Here is a 17,241-nt window from a genome sequence, read left to right on the forward strand (position 1 = left end):
CGGTGAGCCCGGCGCCGCGAAGCGCCCTGGCCCTCTCCACCATTCTCCTACTGTATGCCATGCGGACTCCGTTCCGGACCTCAACGGTCCAACTTTTTGTCCGCAGTCCCGGTCCAAACTGGGATGCGCTTTCCGCTATTGAAGATATGAGGCTGCGAATCAGCTGCTCGGCCTATGCCTATGCCTGCTGCCAGGTGTCGACAAGCTCCTTGGCTGCGGCGTGGGGGTCGTCAGCGCTGCAGACGGCGCTCACTACAAAGAAGCCCTCGACGCCGGTGGCCTTGAGCTGCGGCAGATCGGCTTTTTTGACGCCGCCGCCGACCACGATGGGAACGGGGCTTGCCGCATGGAGCGCGGCCAGGTCCTCAAAGCTCTTGGTGATGATGGAGCCATCTGCCGCGCGTCCACAGTCGCGCTTGGTCTCGGTCTCGTGGAGCGGGCCGATGCCCAGGTAGTCGACTAGGCTCATGTCGGCGGTCTTGACGTACTCGAGCATTTCCTCGCAACGGGCCGAAAGGCCCACGATGGCATCGGGGCCCAGAAGCTTGCGGCAGACATCGACGGGAATATCGCTCTGGCCCACATGCACGCCGTCGACGGCGATACCCTGTTCGCGTGCGGCGAGTACGCAGTCCAGACGGTCGTCGATAAGCAGGGCGACCTTGCCGGTCTTGCCGGCGCGAGCGATAGCCTGCGCGGCGTCGCCCGTCAGCGCGATGATCTCGCGGGCACTTGCCACCTTGGAGCGCACCTGGATGCAGGTAAAGCCGGCATCCAGCGCCTGCGCTACCACATCGCCCACGGGACGTCCCAGCGTGTTTTCGGGGCCGAGTACCAGATAGGCCGAGATATCAAGGTTGTCGCGGATGCTCATCGTGCTTCCTCCTGCTTTTTGATCTGCGCTTCCATGCGCTCGAGTTTGCCGGTCATGGTGTCGGTAAACCCGGGTCGAATATCGGCTTTGAGCACGACTTCGGTGCGGATGCCCTTGCTTGCCAACACAAAGGTTGCGTCGCGTACGACCTGCATGACCTCGTCCCAGTCGCCCTCGATCTCGGTGAACATCGAGGTGGTGCGGTTGGGAAGGCCGCTCTCGCGAATGACGCGCACGACCTCGGCGACCTCGGCGGACAGCTCGTCGCCTGTGCCGCACGGGGCGATGGCTACGGCGACGAGCGTGTTCATGTCGGCAGCGGTTGCGGGTTCGGACATGGCTTATGCCTCCTCGAGCTCGAGGTGGTTATTCGCAATATCCTGAGCGGTCGCGCGGTAGAGTTCGTCGATAAAGGCGACCTTAAAGCTTGCCGGGGCATCGGCGACAGAGGCGGCACGCGTGCCGGCAACGTTGTAGACAGCGGTACCGCAGATGGCTGCCGTAAACGGATCGGCGGCGCAAGCGTACACGGCCAGGACGCCGCCCTGCGAGCAGCCACAGCCGGTAATCTTGGACATGAGCGGGCTGCCGCCGTGGGACTTGGCCACGGTCGTGCCGTCGGTAATCAGGTCGACTTCGCCCGAGACCACTACGGCGCCGCCGGTGTAGCGGGCGAGTGCCACGGCAGCGCCGCGGGCGGCGTCGACCGTATCGGTGGTATCGACACCGCGCACGCGGCTCAGGTCAGCCGCCTCGCCTTCAAGACCCCATAGGCCGGCGAGCGCGATGATCTCGGAGGCGTTGCCGCGCACGATGGCGGGCTTGTACTGCTTGAGCTCGTTTACCAACTGGGTGCGCAGACTACCGATGCCCAGGCCCACCGGATCGAGCACCCAGGGCTTGCCGGCGTCGTGTGCCGCCTTGGCCGCACGGGGAATCGTCTGCTCGTAGATGGGGAAGAGCGTGCCCATGTTGAGATAGATGGCGCCGCCGCCGGCAACGAGCGCCTCGCCCTCGTCGGGCAGATAGACCATGGCGGCCGAACCGCCTACGGCGAGCTGCGCGTTGGCGACAAAGTCGATCGTCACCGTGTTGGTGATGGAGCCGGCCATCGGGTTGGTGGCGCGAATCTCCTCCACGGCCTTGACCACATTTTGTTTAAGCTGTTTCGAATCAATCACTGCACATGCCTCCTTGGCATAGAAAAGGGGCGCTGTGCATAGACAGCGCCCCTGTAAAGGCGGCATGCTCCCTACGCCAGCATTAACTGACAGGTTCAAAGGATTGGGCCCCATGCCCTCTCAGCCTTGTGGTTTGCACCGCCGGCACTCCCGCATCGAATCTGTTGTTCCCTATACTAGCGCACCTGCCAAAAAGGGACAGGTTTATTTTGGTAGGTGGCAACTGGGGCGTCGCATTTTCCCAGATAAAACCTGCCAAAATAAACCTGTCCCTTATTGGCAGGTCGCTACAATGGATACGGTGAAAATGACTGGGGGACTCTATGATCAAACTTGTGCTGACCGATATGGACGATACGCTGATTCCAGCCGGGCATGACGGCGCCAGCGACTACGCCATCGAGGGCATTCATGCCATGCAGGCGGCGGGCCTGCACTTTGGCCCGGTTTCGGGCCGTCAGCCGTCCGCGATGGGCTGGATGTTTCGTAATCGCTCCGAGTGCTTCTCGACCGGTGCGTTCTGCAACGGCCAGGTCATGTTTGTCGACGGCGAGGTGGTAGCCTCGCATGCGACCGACAATACCGCCCTTATTCGCTTGGCTGACTACTTGGAGCAAGAGACCGATGATACCTATCTGAAGGTCTACAGCCTGGGTGATGACTTTTGGGACAATGACGCCTATTGTGTGACGAGCGACCCCGAGCGCGTGCATCGCGCTATGGAGTCGGGCGGCAACGCGTGGCTCAAAGGCGAAGAGGCCCCGTGCCGTCCCGTTGTCGGTGACGCGCCGGTGTTCAAGGCGAATATCTGGAGTGCCCGTTCGCGTGAAGGGCTCGCGGAGCTACGCGAGCGCGTTGCCGCCGAGGTGCCGGAACTCTCGCTTGTGTTTCCCAACAACCGAGTGCGCCTGTTTGACATTCTTCCGGCTGGTTGGGACAAGGGCTGTGCCACGCTGGAGCTGGCGCGTGCTTTGGGCCTAACGCCCGACGAGGTGGCGGTGTTCGGCGATTCCGATAACGATCTGCCCATGATTAATGCCGTTCCCAACTCCGTTGCAGTCGCCAATGCCAATGAGGCCGTCACGGCTTCCGCGCGTTGGCATATCGGTGCTGCGGCAGACGATGCGGTTGCCGGGGCTCTGCATGAGATTGCCGCCTGCGCCGCGACGGGGGCGATGCCGTCGTTTATGCGCCAGGTGGACGCGACGGGTCATGGCGTCACGAACGTCTAGGGAGAAAGTCATGAAGCTTCAGCAGCTCAGGTATGTTGTTAAGGTTGCCGAATGCGGCAGCATTACCGAGGCCTCGCGCCGGCTCTTTGTGTCGCAGCCTTCGATTACCGCGTCGATTCGCGATCTCGAAAACGAGATGGGTGTGCACATCTTTGAGCGCACCAACAAGGGCGTCATTGTGTCCGAGGAAGGCGAGACATTCTTGGGCTACGCGCGCCAGGTACTCGATCAGGCCGACCTGCTCGAGGGCAAGTACAAGGGCGCATCCGAGCAAGTGCCGCACTTTAGTGTGAGCTGTCAGCATTATTCCTTTGCCGTTAATGCGTTTGTCGACGTGATCCGTGAGTTCGATGCCGCGCGCTACGACTTTACCCTGCGCGAGGAACAGACTCACGAGATCATCGAAGATGTCGCGCACATGAAGAGTGAACTGGGCATTCTGTACTTATCCGAACATAACCGCGAGGTTATCGAGCGCATGCTGGCGGCCAACGAGCTCGTATTCGAAGGACTCTTCTGCGCCACGCCGCACGTCTTTGTATGCGCCGACCATCCACTGGCGGACCACGCCAGCGTGACGCTCGATGACCTCGAGGAGTATCCGTTTTTGTCCTACGAGCAAGGCAGCTACAACTCGTTTTACTATTCCGAGGAACTGACCTCGACGTTTGAGCGCCGCAAGAATATCCGCGTGCGCGACCGTGCGACCTTGTTCAACCTAGCCATGGGTCTCAACGGCTACACGGTGTGTTCGGGCGTGATTAGCCACGAGCTTAATGGCCCCGGTATTATCTCGATTCCGCTCGATGTAGATGAATACATGGAGATTGGCATTATCACGCGCAAGAATACGACGCTCACGCGCTATGGACAGGCTTATGTCGAGGCCATCCGGAGGCATATCTAACCGGTAGCGTTTGATGTTGCTGTCTTGAGCTGTCGAAATGGCTATAGGAAAACTATATGGCAAACATATATAAACGCATATTTTACGATAACCAGGAGTGCGCTCATACTCTTTCTCGCCAAAGCATTCCATGCAAAAGGAGATTCCTATGAGCAATTCCACCCAGCTCAAAGCGCCGTTTCGCGCCGATATCGTCGGCAGTTTTCTTCGTCCGCAGGCCGTAAAGGACGCCCGCGCTGCCTATGCGGCAGGCGCGCTTGATGCCGAGGGACTTAAGGCAGTCGAGGACGAGGCCATTCGCGATTTGGTGGCAAAGCAAAAGGCCGCCGGCCTGCAGGTCATCACCGATGGCGAGTTCCGCCGCAGCTACTGGCACCTCGATTTTATGTGGGGTCTCAACGGCATCGAGCGCCGCACCTCGCGTACGGGCTATATGTTCCACGATGAGGAGACTACCGCCGACACCGCCGTGGTGACCGGACCTATTAGCGGCGAGAACCATCCGTTCGTCGAGCACTTCAAGTTTGTCAAGGCGCTCGAGGGGGAGAGCCAGGTCGCGCGGCAAACCATTCCGGCGCCGATCCAGACGTTCTCCGAAGTCACGCTCGACCGCTGCGATGGCCAGCAGGAGAGCCTGCGCGCCGTCTACAAGAGCGACGAAGAGCTCGCCGATGCCATCGCCGCGGCATACCGCACCGTGATTGCCGATCTGTATACCGCGGGTTGCCGCAACATCCAATTTGATGACTGCACCTGGGGCATCTATTGCGATACTGACTTTGTGTCCAAGACCGGCATGAGCCCGGTTGACCTGCAAAAGGTGAGCGAGCTGGGCGTGGCGCTCAACAATGCCGCCATCGCGGGCAAGCCTAACGACTTGGTGATCAATACGCATGTATGCCGTGGCAACTACCACTCTACTTATGCCTTTGAGGGCGGCTATGATCCCATCGCCCCGTACCTGTTTGCGCATGAGGACGTTGACGCGTTCTATCTGGAGTTCGACACTCCGCGCGCCGGTGGTTTTGAGCCGCTCAGGTATGTTGCGCCCGGTAAGAAGGTCGTGTTGGGCCTGGTGACCACCAAGGCAGCCGAGCTCGAGGACGAGGACGCGATCGTCGAGCGTATTCATGAGGCAGCAAAGTACGTGCCGCTTGAGAATCTGTATCTTTCTCCGCAGTGCGGCTTTGCCAGCTGCGAGATTGGCAACAAGCTGACCGAAGGCGAGCAGTGGGCAAAGATCGCGCTGGTCAAGCGTATTGCCGAACGTGTTTGGAAATAGCGGTACCGTTTGCAAGTGACGGCGCGTGCGAGACATGGTGTATCGCGTACAATGGTTCGGACCGTATCGTTCGGGCAGGTTATCCGCTATGCCCGAGCGCCCTTCCATTCGAAAGGACATCCATGTCCCAGTCCTCGACGCCCGCCGTCACCGATGCCATCTACGACGCTTCGTCGCTCGGCTGCCCGCGCATGTTCCTGCTCGGTCTGCAGCACCTGTTTGCCATGTTTGGTGCCACGGTGCTGGTGCCCGTGCTCACCGGCCTTTCGGTATCGGCAACGCTTTTGTTTGCCGGCTTGGGCACGCTGCTCTTCCACTTCCTGTCACGCGGTAAGGTCCCCGCATTTTTGGGCTCATCGTTTGCCTTTATTGCCGGTTATGCCGCAATCGCGCCCAACGGCGAGGCCGAGCTATTGCCCTACGCTTGCCTGGGCGTTGCCTGCGCCGGTTTGCTCTACCCAGTGCTTGCGGCGCTCTTCCGCGCGTTTGGTGCCAAGCGCGTCATGCGCTTCTTCCCGCCGGTGGTGACTGGCCCCATTGTCATTTCGATCGGTCTGATCCTGGCGAGTTCCGCTATTGCCAACTGCCAGACTAACTGGCTCGTTGCCGTGGTTGCCGTCGCCGTAATCGTCATCTGCAATATTTGGGGTCGCGGCATGGTCAAGATCGTGCCGATTTTACTGGGCGTCGTGGTGAGCTATGCCGTTGCGGCTGCGCTGGGCGAGGTCGATTTCTCCGGCGTCGCAGCCGCTCCCTGGCTTGGCTTGCCTGTCGTGTGGGACAACACGGTGTTTGCACTCTTTGGGCCGCAGTTCGATAGCGGCCTTGCCACGACGGCCATCATCACCATCATGCCGCTGGCCTTTGCAACCATGATCGAGCATATCGGCGATATATCCGCTATTGGCTCCACCTGCGAGCGCAACTACATCGCCGATCCCGGCCTGCATCGCACGCTGCTCGGTGATGGTCTCGCCACGATTCTGGCTTCGCTCTTTGGCGCTCCGGCCAACACCACGTATGGCGAGAACACCGGCGTGCTCGCCCTGACGCGTGTGTTTGACCCGCGCGTGATTCGCATTGCCGCGTGCTGCGCCATCGTGCTTTCGTTCTGCCCCAAGTTCGCTGCCGTGATCGCCGCCATGCCGGCATGCGTTATCGGCGGCGTGTCGCTCGTGCTCTATGGCATGATCAGCGCCGTGGGCGTCCGTAACCTCATCGAGAACCAGGTCGATTTCCAGAACAACCGCAACGTGCTGGTGGCCGCTCTGGTGCTCGTGCTTTCACTCGGCATTGCCTACAGCGCCGCCGGTGCCATCGTGCTGGAGCTGGGCGGCGTGACGATTTCGCTTTCGGGCCTTGCCGTGGGCTCGCTGGTGGGCATCGTGCTCAACGCGATTCTGCCTGGCAACGACTTTGAGTTCGCCGTTTCTGAACTTGAGGAGACTGTCGAGTAGTAGTTGTGTTCAGCTAAATCAAAAAAATGGCGCCCGTGCGTACGCGTGGGCGCCATTTTTAATGCGTCAGTATCCAGTGTATGCCGCGGGCCATGCGCACATCGGTTTGGGCAAAGTGGTTACCGGGGTTGAGCTCGAAGGTCGCGGGGATGCCTCGGTCGCCGAGTAGTTTTTCCATTGCGCGCGTGTCGTCGAGTACGTGCCGCATCATGCGGTTGGGCGTCTTGGTCTCCTTTTTGCCGAGTGATAGATAGACGGCGTTGGGCGCGGCTGGCATCGTGTGCCCGTGTGCGTAATCGACAAATCCGGGAAACCATAGGGACCCCGATGCGCTTGCGGCACGGTTAAAGGCATCGGTCTGCCAGAGCGACCAAAGCGAAAAGAGACCCGCCAATGAGTAACCGGCAATGCCGCGCCAGGTAGGCGGGCAGGGAAGTGATGGCTCGACCTCTGGGATTATCCGATTCAGCAGTTCATCGAGAAACTCGGACGCCTGACCACCAAAGGGCTCGGCATCGCGCACGGTTCCGTCGCATTCCCAAGGGCTCAGCTCGCGATTCCAATTGAGCCCGCCAATGGCGACCAGGGTGAATGGCGGGCAATCAAGCTCAAGACAACGGCTATAGACCTCGGTGCCGTCACCCATGACCGCGGGAAGGAAAATGACGGGCGCGCTTTCGACATGCCTTGAATGAATGGTTATCTGCTTTTGACGCGCTTCCATGACAAGCTTCTCTCTGCATTTCGACATCTACAAATACGATTGTCGCACGTCGGCGTAGGGACCGTCGCTAAAAGAAAGGCGCAGAGCCGCTTGATACGACTCTGCGCCTTGAGGTTTTGCTTTGGCAGCTTTGCCCTTACGCTACAAAGAAGTAGACGAGGAAGGCGAGTGCTGCGATCCACATGAGCGGCTTGATCTTGGAGGCCTCGCCCTTAAAGAGCGCGACAACCACGAAGGCGATAAAGCCCAGACCGATGCCGGCAGAGATGGAGTAGGTGAAGGGCACGCCGGCGACAATCATGAACGCTGGGAAACCCTGCGACACGTCGGACCAGTCGATCTCGGAGGCCTCGCTCATCATGAGGTAGCCGACGTAGACCAGAGCACCGCAGGTGGCGGCGCTGGAAACGATGGTGACGATGGGGGAGAAGAACGCGGCGAGAATGAACAGCACGCCGGTGGTGACGGAGGTGAGGCCGGTGCGGCCACCGTCGGCAGCACCAGAGGTGGACTCGACGAAGGTGGTGATGGAGGAGACGCCCATAAAGCCACCGGCAGCGGCGGCCACGGAGTCGACGACCAGGATGGGACGGATGTCCTCGACATTGCCGTCCTCGGTCAAGAACTCGCCCTGCTTGGCGACGGCCATCGCGGTGCCCATGGTGTCGAAGAAGTCACTCATGAGCAGCGAGAAGGCAACGACGAGCAGCATCGGGTCGGTCAGGACCTTCACGATGGCCATGTTGCCATCAGCAGTGCTGGCAAACGGGGCGCCAAAGGTCGAGAAGTCGAGCGGTGCGATGAGACCCTCGGGCGCATGGGTGACGCCCAGCGGGATACCGGCGATAACGGCGACGATGATGCCGATGAGCAGTGAGCCCGGCACGTTGCGGGAAGCAAGGGCAACCGTCACGACGATGGAGATGATGCCGACGATAAAGGTGGGGGAGGCGATATCGCCCAGGCCGACGAGCGTACCGGCGCCAGCGGTGATGATACCGGCGTCGCACAGGCCGATCATGGCGATAAACAGGCCCAGACCCACCGAGATGGCGTGGCGCAGGACCACGGGGATGGCGTCCATGATGGCCTCGCGCAGGCCGCAAAGGACGAGTAGCAAGATGATGATACCTTCGAGGAAGATAACACTCATGGCAACGTGCCAGTCACCGCCGCACATGGTGGCGGTGATGCCCGCAATCATGGCGTTGATGCCCAGGCCCGACGCACAGGCGAGCGGGCGGTTGGCGAAGATGCCCATGCAGATGGTCATGATGCCGGCGCCCAGACAGGTGGCGCAGGCGAGCGCTCCCGCATCGATGCCAGCGCCCGAGAGCACCGCAGGGTTGACGGCGATGATGTAGGCCATCGCCAGGAATGTTGTCAGTCCAGCGCGAAGTTCGGTCCCGATTGTGGACTTGCGCTCGCTGACGTGAAAAAGTTCGTCCATGCATACCCTTTCCTTGTTCGGCCCCGAGTTTAGGCCGATTGACACGAACTTACCTACTATATCGCCTTTGGAAGGTCGATGTTTCTCGCATGTTGAAGTTCGGCGCTTTGTAACAGGCGGACGGTATTTTTCGCATGAAAATGTGTAGGTACCGTATACTTAAGCAGTTACATTGAACTCTTTGGAGGAACGTATGATTAAAGAGCTCTGCCGCGACGAGGCTATCCTGTCCCAGCGTTGCGAGGTTGCGACTGTCGAGGACGAGTCGGTCGCACAGGACCTGATCGATACCATCAAGTCGCTCGAGGACGCCGGCTGCCTTGCCGCCAACCAGATTGGCGTCACCAAGAAGGTCTGCGTCTATCTGGACGACGCCGGCGAGCCCCACGTGCTCTACAACCCCCGTCTGGTGTTTGGCCTGGGCGCCAGCAAGATGGAGGAGAGCTGCCTGACGCACGACGAAATCACCAAGTCCACGCGCTATATCAAGTGCAAGGTTGCCTTTGACCAGATCGTCGACGGCAAGATGAAGGAGTGCCGCCGCGACTACACGGGCTTTGAGGCACAGATGATCCAGCATATGATCGATCACTGTCTTGGAAAGTTGGTCTAAGGGGACCAAAGTACCGCACCTTGCCGCTCAATCGTCGCTCGCGTACCTTAAGTACGCTTCGCTCCTCTTTCGTGGCAATCTGCGGTACTTTGACCCCTTAGACGACCTGCGAGGTTGACTTGGTTGAGTTTATCTTGCTTGTGTGGTCCGGGCGTGACGTTATTGTCATGTCCGGGCTTTTGTGTTTAGCGCCTATTTGTTTGGTAACAATGAGCTTAACAAGGACGTATGGCTAGGAGGCGCCATGTGCACGAGCATTCGATTTACCGATAATTCCGGCAACATGTATCTGGGTCGCAACCTCGACTGGAGCTTTAGCTACGGCCAACAGGTTCGCGTGATGCCCCGCGGGTTCCATATCCCGTATTCGTTTATCGACGATGCGTCGGCGGCACACGCGGTAATCGGCATGTGCATCGATTACAAGAACTATCCTATGTTTTTCGACTGTGGTAACGATGCGGGTCTGGCTGTGGCAGGGCTCAACTTTCCCGGTTATGCCGAGTATGCCGAGGACCCGGTTGATGGCAAGACCAATATCGCGGCCTATGAGTTTCCCCTGTGGGTGGCAGCGACGTTCTCGACGGTCGACGAGGTCGAGGCTGCGCTGCGCGACACGGTGATTGTTGCCAAATCTGCCGGAGAGGGGCTGGGTGTGTCGCTGCTCCATTGGATTATCGGCGACAGCCGGCGCAGCATCGTGGTCGAGATGATGGCTGACGGTCTGCATGTATACGACGATCCGGTCGACACCCTTGCCAATCAGCCGACCTTCCCGTGGCACATGGAAAACCTGCGCACCTATATCACCGCCACAAGCGATTTTCCTCAGACGGCGACATGGCGTGGCGCCGAGCTCAAGCCCTATGGCGCGGGTGCCGGCATGCGCGGTATTCCGGGTGACTGCTATTCGCCGAGCCGTTTTGTAAAGGCGGCATACCTCAATGCCAATTACCCGCAAAAAGACAGCGAGGCCGAGAACGTCATTCGCATGTTCCGCTCGCTCGAGGGGGTGGCGATGATCGAGGGTGCGTCCAAGATGGGTGACGGCAAGTTCGAGAAGACTATCTACACCGGATGCTTTAGCGCGCGCACGGGCAATTACTATTACTCAACGTATGAGGATCCGTCGATTCGCTACGTGAGCCTGATGGATGCCGAGGGCGCGAGCCCCGATAGGCTCGTGGTTCCCGAGCCGCGTCGTTCGTAGCCGGCGGTTTTACTGCAATGCAAAGCGGCCCTGCGCCTCCTGTGAGGCGCAGGGCCGCTGTCGTCGACGCGCGACGTCGTTAGAAGTTGGCGTCGTTGAGTTGTTCGCTCTCGAGGCCGTCGAGCTGTTGCTGTTCGGGCGTATCGGCGACGCTCCCGAGCAGCTCGGTGGGGTCGAAGTTCATGTCCCTACCGGCTTCGTTGATGTTGACAAGGTCGTTCGAGAAGATATCGACATCCATTTCCTCGGCTTCCTCGATCTGAACTTCGAGCTGGAGTTATTGGCGAGCAGCGCCGCGCCGCCGATCATGGCAGGTAGGATCAGCCACGGCGCCACTTTGCGCACCAGGCTAAACAGGGCGAAGATGCCGCCCTCGTTGTAGTTGTCGGCCTTCATGGCGATTACCACGTACTTGACCGTGCTGGTCTTGGAGGTTTGCCTCCAGTTTGGCGTGCGCCACGTGGACTCCCTTGGACATCCGGTTATCTGTCTTGGACAGATAACTTTTATGCCGTCTTTATACATACAAGAGCTGTTTGGCACATCGGGTAATTTCAGACAATAATCCCCATCTGGGGATTATTTATGTACGCAGGTAGCATTTCAAAACAGGGGCGCATCCGCTGTATGGCTTTGCTGCAATGTAATAACTGCGGACGCGCTCCTGCTTTGAAACTGAAGAGGGAACTTTTAGACGCGTGCTGCCTGAGCGATACCGGTCTTGGCGCCTGAGCGTTTACCGGCGAGTTCGCAAAAGATCGCGCCGCCGATGATAAGCACGGCGCCCATCAGGCGGACTGGTGTTATGACTTCGCCCAAAAGGGCGGACGAGAACACGACGGCCGAAAGCGGCTCGAGGTAGCCGACGACAGCGACGGTCTGCACGGGCAGTTTGGCGACGGCGCTAAAGTAGAGCAGACAACCGATGCCGGTGTTGACGACGCCGAGCATAGCGACGGCGCGCCAATCGATGGTTGCGGCGATGCTGGCGGACAGGAATGAGGGGGTGCCTTGGGTGACGAGTGTAAGGACCAGCGCGGTCACAAAGGCGGCGCTCACCTGGAGCGCGGAGTTCTCGAGGCCTTCGATGTGCGGCGCGCCCTTGCTGGCGATGACCATCAATGCATAACAGAAGGCCGAGGCGATTCCGCAGACGATGCCCGCAATGGGCATATTGCCGCCTAGACCTTGCGCTGCAATGAGAAAAGCGCCGCAGGCGACTGCGATAAACCCGGCGATTTTGCCACCGGTTAGTTTTTCGCCAAAGATAAACGGCGAGAGGGCCATGACGATGATGGGGCCGCAGTAGTACAGCAGCGAAGAAACGCCGACGCCGATCGTCTGATAAGCGCGGAACAGAATAATCCAGCTGGCGCCCAGCGCGGCTCCCGAGAGGAGGAGGGCTGCGGCTTCGCGGGGGCGAGAAGGCGCCTGCAGCTTATGGCGTTGGGTAATGGCGAGGATGGCGACAAGCGAAAGGGCTCCCAGAAAAGTGCGTAGCAGCACGATATCGGAGCTCGGGAGTGCGATGGCCGCAGCGATGATGCCGTTGGAGCCAAACAACAACAATGCTGCTAAATACGTAATCAATCCGTTGTTCATGCGCTGCCGTCCCCTCTATATCCGTGCATGTTCACTATGGTTGAACTGGCTTTAGAAGAAAAGCGAATATAATGCATGGAAAACATGACAAAAACTCATGCAAAGGTGGAGGTATGTCGTGGAAACGAATATTCAAAAGATGCAGGTGCTGCTGGAGACCGTGCGCGCTGGAAGCTTTACGCGTGCTGCCGAGCGCCTGAGCTACTCGCAATCGGGCGTGAGCCGCATGGTGGCCGATCTTGAGGCCGATTGGGGCTTTAAGGTACTCGACCGCAGTCGTGAAGGTGTTGCTCTTTCTGCTGACGGGCGGCAGGTCATGCCGGCTGTCGAGGCGCTCTGCGAGGAATTCGTTCGCTTGCAGCGACGGGTGGATGAGATGCGCGGGCTCATGCGCGGCAAAGTCTGCATCGGTACGTTTTCGAGCGTGGCGACCCACGTGCTGCCGCCGGTGATTGCGCGTTTTCGTGCTGATCATCCAGACGTCGATTACGAGTTGCTGATGGGCGACTATTCAGAGATTGAACAATGGGTGGCAGAGGGTCGCTGCGATCTGGGCTTTATCCCGCGTGAGCCCCGAGAAAACGGCATGACATCGCTGCCTTTGGTGCGTGACGAGTTAATGGCGGTAGTGCCGTCAGGCTCGTTGTTTGCTACGGCGGAGGTTGTCTCTCTTGCCGACTTGGCCAACGAGCAGTTTATTCTGCTAGAACGCGGCACCGATGACGAGATTACGCCGCTGTTTCGTCGGGCGGGACTGGCAGTGCACTCAAAACTGTCGACCTGGGATGACTATGCGATTATGGCTATGGTCGAGGACGGCCTGGGTGTGAGCATTCTTCCCGCGCTCATCATGCGCCGCTGTCAGTTCGATGTTGCCGTGCGTCCGCTCGAAGGGCATCCCCATCGGCAGATCAATGCTATATATCGAACGGCCGATGTTTCGCTTGCCGCCGCCCGTTTTCTCGAATACCTCTAAATGGGCGCACGTCGTTATCGCCTTGGGATAAATCTTGAGGTTTAGGTCATGTTATTTTTGAAATTGAACTTTTAGAAATAGCACGGCGCTATACTGCTTGCTAAATTGAACCTTGGTTCAATTCGTGTTCTATAAATTGAACTTTGCCAGCAAGGAGGTTCCTGTGACCCAAGAGACGTTTAGCGATCGTCTGCGACAGGCTATGTCCGATCGCGACGTTCGCCAGTCGGACGTAATCCGCGCATCGGAGATGCTCGGCAAAAAACTCGGCAAGAGTCAGATGAGCCAATATGTGAGCGGCAAGACGATTCCGCGGCGCGATGTGGCAGAGCTACTCGCCCGCATTTTGGAGGTCGATGTTACCTGGCTGCTCGCCGGTGACGCCGATCAAGGCGAGACATCATCGACCCACAACGTTTCCAAGCCCGAACCCCATCCCTCAGATCAAATTGCAAGGAGCACCACCATGCGTACTTTTTCTAAATCCACCAAACTCGAGAACGTTCTGTATGACGTGCGCGGCCCCGTTGTCGACGAGGCAGCCCGTATGGAGGACGAAGGCGAGTGCATCCTCAAGCTCAACATCGGTAATCCGGCGCCCTTTGGTTTCCGCACGCCCGATGAGGTCATTAAGGACATGCGCCAGCAGCTGCCCGACTGCGAAGGCTATTCCAACTCGCGCGGTCTGTTCTCTGCGCGCAAGGCGATCATGCAGTATTCGCAGATCAAGGGCCTGCCCAACGTTCAGATGGAACATATCTACACGGGCAACGGCGTGTCCGAGCTCATTCAGCTTTCGATGAACGCGCTGCTCGACAATGGCGACGAGATTCTGATTCCCAGCCCCGATTATCCGCTGTGGACGGCGTGCGCAACTCTTGCCGGTGGACATCCCGTGCACTATCTGTGTGATGAGCAGGCCGATTGGTATCCCGATCTGCAGGATATGGAGTCCAAGATCACGAGCGCGACCAAGGCCCTCGTCATCATCAACCCCAACAACCCCACGGGCTCGGTCTATCCGCGCGAGGTGCTCGAGGGCATCGTTGAGATCGCGCGCAGGCACCAGCTCATGATTTTTGCCGACGAGATCTATGACCGCCTGTGCATGGACGGCTACGAGCACGTCTCCATTGCATCGCTCGCCCCCGACCTGCCCTGCATTACGTTTAGCGGCCTGTCCAAGTCGCATATGATCGCGGGCTATCGCATTGGCTGGATGGTGCTTTCGGGCAACCAGCGCTGCATGAGCGACTTCATCATGGGCATCAACATGCTCTCCAACATGCGCCTGTGCTCCAATGTGCCGGCCCAGTCGATCGTCCAGACGGCGCTTGGCGGCCATCAGTCGGTCAACGACTACATCCGCCCCGGCGGTCGTGTCTACGAGCAGCGCAACTTTGTGTATGAGGCGCTCAGCAAGATCGACGGCATCTCGGTGGTCAAGCCGCGCGCGGCATTTTATATCTTCCCCAAGATGGATGTTAAAAAGTTCAACATCACCGATGACGAGCAGTTTGCCCTCGACCTGCTGCACGAGAAGAAGATCCTCATCACGCGTGGCGGCGGCTTCAACTGGGCTGAGCCCGATCACTTCCGCATCGTGTACCTGCCGCGCATGGAAGTGCTCAAAGAGTCGCTCGAAGACCTCGCCGATTTCTTTGATCACTACCGCCAGTCCTAATTGGTTCCGCCGTTCTACCGAACGGCGGACCGCTTGACGCTACGCGAGCCGCATTCACGCCAATCTGACGTTCAATTTCGAGGGCGCGACCAGAAGGTCAGCGCCCTCTCATTTCACGTCACCTTGGCGCAAATGCGGCTCGCTCGCTGTCGTGTGCTCAGCTTGCGTCGTTACCATGATCCAAAGGGGACGGAGGAAAACAGATCATTTTCCTTGACTCGCGGAACTATATAACGACGCCGTTGCAGTGGTCGATTTCGTGCTGGATGATCTCGGCGGTGTAGCCCGAGAAGTTTTTGATGCGGTGGACGAAGTTCTCGTCCAAATACTCCACCTTAATGCGACGATAGCGGGTGCAGGGACGCTCGCCGATCAGCGAGAGGCATCCTTCGCTGGTCTGATAGGCATTGACCTGCTCAAGAATTTGAGGGTTGTACATCAGGAGCGTCCTGTTGCCGTCCTTTACGCAGATGATGCGTTTGCGCACGCCGATCATGTTGGCGGCGAGCCCCACGCACTCGTGCTCATGCTCGTGGAACGTATCCAGGAGGTCCTGCCCGATCACGGCATCGTCGGGCCCTGCGTCTTTGGAAGGCAGGCGCAAAAAGAACTCGGATTTCATGATGGGCTTAATCATGGCGGGCTCCTTAAGGTGGACACGTTTGGTTCAGGCCATGATACCGCGACATGTCGCATTAATGTGTGCATATAGATTCTGCAGCTAGATTGGATGGCGACACCATAAACTAATGGACGTTTTGCCGAGAGGCATGAATGTTTAAAGCGCAAAGAGTGCGCGACGGGCCCCGCGAATGGGGCGATGATGCCCGAGAGGGCCAAGAAGGAGTCTCATGTCCGAGAACGAAAAGATCATGAACGAGACCGAGAACGAGACCATGGCTGCCGAGGTCGAGGCAGTCGAGACCGTGGAGACCGAAGCTACCGAGGTTGAGGCTGCTGACGAGGTTTCCGCCGAGGAGGAGGCCGAGGTTGTCGAGGCCGCCGTTGATTACGATGACGAAGAGCTGATGGACAAGATGCAGAAGGCCGCCCGCCTGCTGCGTAGCCGTCGCTTTGCTATTTCCAAGGAGGAGGAGGCCAAGGCCGAGCGTATGGCGAACATCGAGCGCGCCATCAAGCTCCTTGACCTCAAGCCCAAGATGGAGCAGAAGGAAATGTCCGACCTGCTGGGCATGCGCCTTCGTGAGCTCGATGGCCTGATGGCCGAGGCCGAGGCTGCCGATCTGGTCGGCCGCATCGACAACGCCGAGGGCGATATGCGCAAGATCGTCGTCTTCGCTGCCGAGGATGCCGCTGAGGGCCTGGTCGAGCTTGCCAACAAGAAGGAGAAGCTCCTGCCCGAGCTTTCTTACGTGGAGGCCACCGAGCTGATGGCTGCGCTCGATAAGGTTATCGCTCCGCTCGTCGCCATGGGTCTGGACGAGGATCGCGGTCCTCGCGGCGGCCGTGACGACCGTGGTGGCCGTGGCGGCGACCGTGGCGGTCGCGGCGGCTTTGGCGACCGCGGTGGCCGTGGCGGCGACCGTGGTGGTCGCGGTGGCCGTGGCGGCTTTGGTGACCGTGGCGGCGATCGTGGCGGTCGCGGCGGCTTTGGCGGCAACCGTGGTGGCTATGGCGACCGCGGTGGCAACCGCGGCGGCTTCGGCGGCAACCGTGGCGGCGACCGCGGCGGTCGAGGCGGCGACCGTGGCGGCCGCAACGGCGGTGGCTTCCGCGGCAACCGTTTTTAGTTACGGCGTTTTACCAAACGCCGTAACGGGCCGACGCTGCAAGCCCGCCAGAGCGGCAATCTGCCTTTCAACTTCGGCGGCATGACCAAAAGGTCAATGCCGCCTTGTTTCAAGGCGCCCTGCTCGGTCTAGCGGGTTTTTGCTGTCGTTGCCAAAACATCGGCGTTGCCTTGATCCAAACCTGCCAAAAAGGGACAGGTTTATTTTGGTCGGTATTATCTGGGCAAACGTGGCCGTCTCTCGCAATGTAGTCGTTGAGAACGTCCCCAACGACTACATAGTATGAGAGTGGATAATC

At 59.2% G+C, this 17,241-nt stretch carries 17 protein-coding genes, 1 pseudogene and 1 riboswitch; of the genes and pseudogenes, 9 read left to right on the forward strand and 9 right to left on the reverse strand.

Annotated features, from left to right (window positions below; genetic code table 11):
- Positions 1 to 178: 178 nt before the first annotated feature.
- The 3 genes from ACTQX9_RS07260 to thiM are packed head-to-tail and all read right to left on the reverse strand — an operon-like array spanning position 179 to position 2,055.
- Positions 179 to 874: a thiamine phosphate synthase gene (locus ACTQX9_RS07260; protein ID WP_427719763.1), complete on the reverse strand. Its 696-nt coding sequence runs from the start codon at positions 872 to 874 to the stop codon at positions 179 to 181.
- A complete protein-coding gene (locus ACTQX9_RS07265; RefSeq protein WP_427719764.1) occupies positions 871 to 1,212 on the reverse strand; it encodes a thiamine-binding protein in 342 nt (113 codons plus the stop codon). The genes ACTQX9_RS07260 and ACTQX9_RS07265 overlap by 4 nt, the downstream gene beginning before the upstream one ends.
- Positions 1,213 to 1,215: 3 nt before the next feature.
- Positions 1,216 to 2,055 (reverse strand): hydroxyethylthiazole kinase, encoded by an 840-nt coding sequence (gene thiM, locus ACTQX9_RS07270; protein WP_441041834.1) that lies wholly within the window; start codon positions 2,053 to 2,055, stop codon positions 1,216 to 1,218.
- Between the two features lie 51 nt (positions 2,056 to 2,106).
- A riboswitch (TPP riboswitch) is annotated at positions 2,107 to 2,217 on the reverse strand.
- Positions 2,218 to 2,378: 161 nt separating this feature from the next.
- On the opposite strand from thiM, the gene ACTQX9_RS07275 reads away from it, so the two are divergent.
- From ACTQX9_RS07275 to ACTQX9_RS07290, 4 genes are all read left to right on the forward strand, one after another.
- Positions 2,379 to 3,287, forward strand: coding sequence for an HAD-IIB family hydrolase (locus tag ACTQX9_RS07275; protein ID WP_441041835.1), 909 nt, complete (start codon positions 2,379 to 2,381; stop codon positions 3,285 to 3,287).
- A 10-nt stretch (positions 3,288 to 3,297) separates the two neighbouring features.
- Complete coding sequence (locus ACTQX9_RS07280; protein WP_441017188.1) at positions 3,298 to 4,194, forward strand: LysR family transcriptional regulator; 897 nt, start codon at positions 3,298 to 3,300, stop codon at positions 4,192 to 4,194.
- Between the two features lie 148 nt (positions 4,195 to 4,342).
- Positions 4,343 to 5,476 (forward strand): 5-methyltetrahydropteroyltriglutamate--homocysteine S-methyltransferase, encoded by a 1,134-nt coding sequence (locus ACTQX9_RS07285; protein ID WP_441540902.1) that lies wholly within the window; start codon positions 4,343 to 4,345, stop codon positions 5,474 to 5,476.
- 122 nt (positions 5,477 to 5,598) lie between these two features.
- Positions 5,599 to 6,933 carry a uracil-xanthine permease family protein gene (locus ACTQX9_RS07290; RefSeq protein ID WP_427794246.1) on the forward strand — a complete coding sequence of 445 codons (1,335 nt, stop codon included), beginning with the start codon at positions 5,599 to 5,601 and terminating at the stop codon, positions 6,931 to 6,933.
- Positions 6,934 to 6,991: 58 nt separating this feature from the next.
- Here the strand turns inward: ACTQX9_RS07290 and ACTQX9_RS07295 are convergent, their stop codons facing one another.
- Positions 6,992 to 7,657 carry an alpha/beta hydrolase gene (locus ACTQX9_RS07295; RefSeq protein WP_441055726.1) on the reverse strand — a complete coding sequence of 222 codons (666 nt, stop codon included), beginning with the start codon at positions 7,655 to 7,657 and terminating at the stop codon, positions 6,992 to 6,994.
- A 136-nt stretch (positions 7,658 to 7,793) separates the two neighbouring features.
- Positions 7,794 to 9,107 carry an NCS2 family permease gene (locus ACTQX9_RS07300; protein WP_441041839.1) on the reverse strand — a complete coding sequence of 438 codons (1,314 nt, stop codon included), beginning with the start codon at positions 9,105 to 9,107 and terminating at the stop codon, positions 7,794 to 7,796.
- A 193-nt stretch (positions 9,108 to 9,300) separates the two neighbouring features.
- Between ACTQX9_RS07300 and ACTQX9_RS07305 the strand changes: the two genes are divergently transcribed.
- Both ACTQX9_RS07305 and bsh read left to right on the forward strand, forming a co-directional pair.
- The gene (locus tag ACTQX9_RS07305; protein WP_154517060.1) at positions 9,301 to 9,720 is read left to right on the forward strand and encodes a peptide deformylase; all 420 of its coding nucleotides are present in this window, start codon (positions 9,301 to 9,303) and stop codon (positions 9,718 to 9,720) included.
- A 244-nt stretch (positions 9,721 to 9,964) separates the two neighbouring features.
- The gene (bsh, locus tag ACTQX9_RS07310; RefSeq protein WP_427719772.1) at positions 9,965 to 10,930 is read left to right on the forward strand and encodes a choloylglycine hydrolase; all 966 of its coding nucleotides are present in this window, start codon (positions 9,965 to 9,967) and stop codon (positions 10,928 to 10,930) included.
- A 79-nt stretch (positions 10,931 to 11,009) separates the two neighbouring features.
- Here the strand turns inward: bsh and ACTQX9_RS07315 are convergent, their stop codons facing one another.
- The 3 genes and pseudogenes from ACTQX9_RS07315 to ACTQX9_RS07325 form a co-directional block, all read right to left on the reverse strand.
- Positions 11,010 to 11,171 (reverse strand): hypothetical protein, encoded by a 162-nt coding sequence (locus ACTQX9_RS07315; RefSeq protein WP_441540969.1) that lies wholly within the window; start codon positions 11,169 to 11,171, stop codon positions 11,010 to 11,012.
- A 38-nt stretch (positions 11,172 to 11,209) separates the two neighbouring features.
- Positions 11,210 to 11,353, reverse strand: a pseudogene (locus tag ACTQX9_RS07320) (KUP/HAK/KT family potassium transporter); the annotation flags it as partial.
- Between the two features lie 267 nt (positions 11,354 to 11,620).
- Complete coding sequence (locus ACTQX9_RS07325; RefSeq protein ID WP_441540905.1) at positions 11,621 to 12,532, reverse strand: DMT family transporter; 912 nt, start codon at positions 12,530 to 12,532, stop codon at positions 11,621 to 11,623.
- A 118-nt stretch (positions 12,533 to 12,650) separates the two neighbouring features.
- On the opposite strand from ACTQX9_RS07325, the gene ACTQX9_RS07330 reads away from it, so the two are divergent.
- Entirely contained in the window at positions 12,651 to 13,508 is an 858-nt protein-coding gene (locus tag ACTQX9_RS07330; protein ID WP_441537314.1) for a LysR family transcriptional regulator, read from the forward strand.
- Positions 13,509 to 13,710: 202 nt separating this feature from the next.
- On the forward strand, positions 13,711 to 15,192 hold the full coding sequence (locus ACTQX9_RS07335) for an aminotransferase class I/II-fold pyridoxal phosphate-dependent enzyme (RefSeq protein ID WP_427747912.1): 1,482 nt from the start codon (positions 13,711 to 13,713) through the stop codon (positions 15,190 to 15,192).
- A 226-nt stretch (positions 15,193 to 15,418) separates the two neighbouring features.
- Here the strand turns inward: ACTQX9_RS07335 and ACTQX9_RS07340 are convergent, their stop codons facing one another.
- Positions 15,419 to 15,829, reverse strand: coding sequence for a peptide deformylase (locus ACTQX9_RS07340; protein WP_441540907.1), 411 nt, complete (start codon positions 15,827 to 15,829; stop codon positions 15,419 to 15,421).
- Between the two features lie 214 nt (positions 15,830 to 16,043).
- On the opposite strand from ACTQX9_RS07340, the gene ACTQX9_RS07345 reads away from it, so the two are divergent.
- Positions 16,044 to 16,943 carry a hypothetical protein gene (locus ACTQX9_RS07345; RefSeq protein WP_441540909.1) on the forward strand — a complete coding sequence of 300 codons (900 nt, stop codon included), beginning with the start codon at positions 16,044 to 16,046 and terminating at the stop codon, positions 16,941 to 16,943.
- The last annotated feature ends 298 nt before the right edge of the window (positions 16,944 to 17,241 follow it).

This window comes from Collinsella sp. LCP19S3_F2 (genome assembly GCF_052121015.1).
In the GTDB taxonomy this organism is placed as follows: domain Bacteria; phylum Actinomycetota; class Coriobacteriia; order Coriobacteriales; family Coriobacteriaceae; genus Collinsella.

What these genes read in the sequence shown, in the direction of transcription:
- ACTQX9_RS07300 (WP_441041839.1), bottom strand. Translation starts at nt 9,107, where the DNA reads ATGGACGAACTTTTTCACGTCAGCGAGCGCAAGTCCACAATCGGGACC.
- ACTQX9_RS07290 (WP_427794246.1), top strand. Translation starts at nt 5,599, where the DNA reads ATGTCCCAGTCCTCGACGCCCGCCGTCACCGATGCCATCTACGACGCT.
- ACTQX9_RS07305 (WP_154517060.1), top strand. Translation starts at nt 9,301, where the DNA reads ATGATTAAAGAGCTCTGCCGCGACGAGGCTATCCTGTCCCAGCGTTGC.
- ACTQX9_RS07335 (WP_427747912.1), top strand. Translation starts at nt 13,711, where the DNA reads ATGTCCGATCGCGACGTTCGCCAGTCGGACGTAATCCGCGCATCGGAG.
- ACTQX9_RS07275 (WP_441041835.1), top strand. Translation starts at nt 2,379, where the DNA reads ATGATCAAACTTGTGCTGACCGATATGGACGATACGCTGATTCCAGCC.
- ACTQX9_RS07285 (WP_441540902.1), top strand. Translation starts at nt 4,343, where the DNA reads ATGAGCAATTCCACCCAGCTCAAAGCGCCGTTTCGCGCCGATATCGTC.
- ACTQX9_RS07325 (WP_441540905.1), bottom strand. Translation starts at nt 12,532, where the DNA reads ATGAACAACGGATTGATTACGTATTTAGCAGCATTGTTGTTGTTTGGC.
- ACTQX9_RS07295 (WP_441055726.1), bottom strand. Translation starts at nt 7,657, where the DNA reads ATGGAAGCGCGTCAAAAGCAGATAACCATTCATTCAAGGCATGTCGAA.
- ACTQX9_RS07265 (WP_427719764.1), bottom strand. Translation starts at nt 1,212, where the DNA reads ATGTCCGAACCCGCAACCGCTGCCGACATGAACACGCTCGTCGCCGTA.
- ACTQX9_RS07280 (WP_441017188.1), top strand. Translation starts at nt 3,298, where the DNA reads ATGAAGCTTCAGCAGCTCAGGTATGTTGTTAAGGTTGCCGAATGCGGC.
- bsh (WP_427719772.1), top strand. Translation starts at nt 9,965, where the DNA reads ATGTGCACGAGCATTCGATTTACCGATAATTCCGGCAACATGTATCTG.
- ACTQX9_RS07345 (WP_441540909.1), top strand. Translation starts at nt 16,044, where the DNA reads ATGTCCGAGAACGAAAAGATCATGAACGAGACCGAGAACGAGACCATG.
- ACTQX9_RS07260 (WP_427719763.1), bottom strand. Translation starts at nt 874, where the DNA reads ATGAGCATCCGCGACAACCTTGATATCTCGGCCTATCTGGTACTCGGC.
- ACTQX9_RS07340 (WP_441540907.1), bottom strand. Translation starts at nt 15,829, where the DNA reads ATGATTAAGCCCATCATGAAATCCGAGTTCTTTTTGCGCCTGCCTTCC.
- ACTQX9_RS07315 (WP_441540969.1), bottom strand. Translation starts at nt 11,171, where the DNA reads ATGGATGTCGATATCTTCTCGAACGACCTTGTCAACATCAACGAAGCC.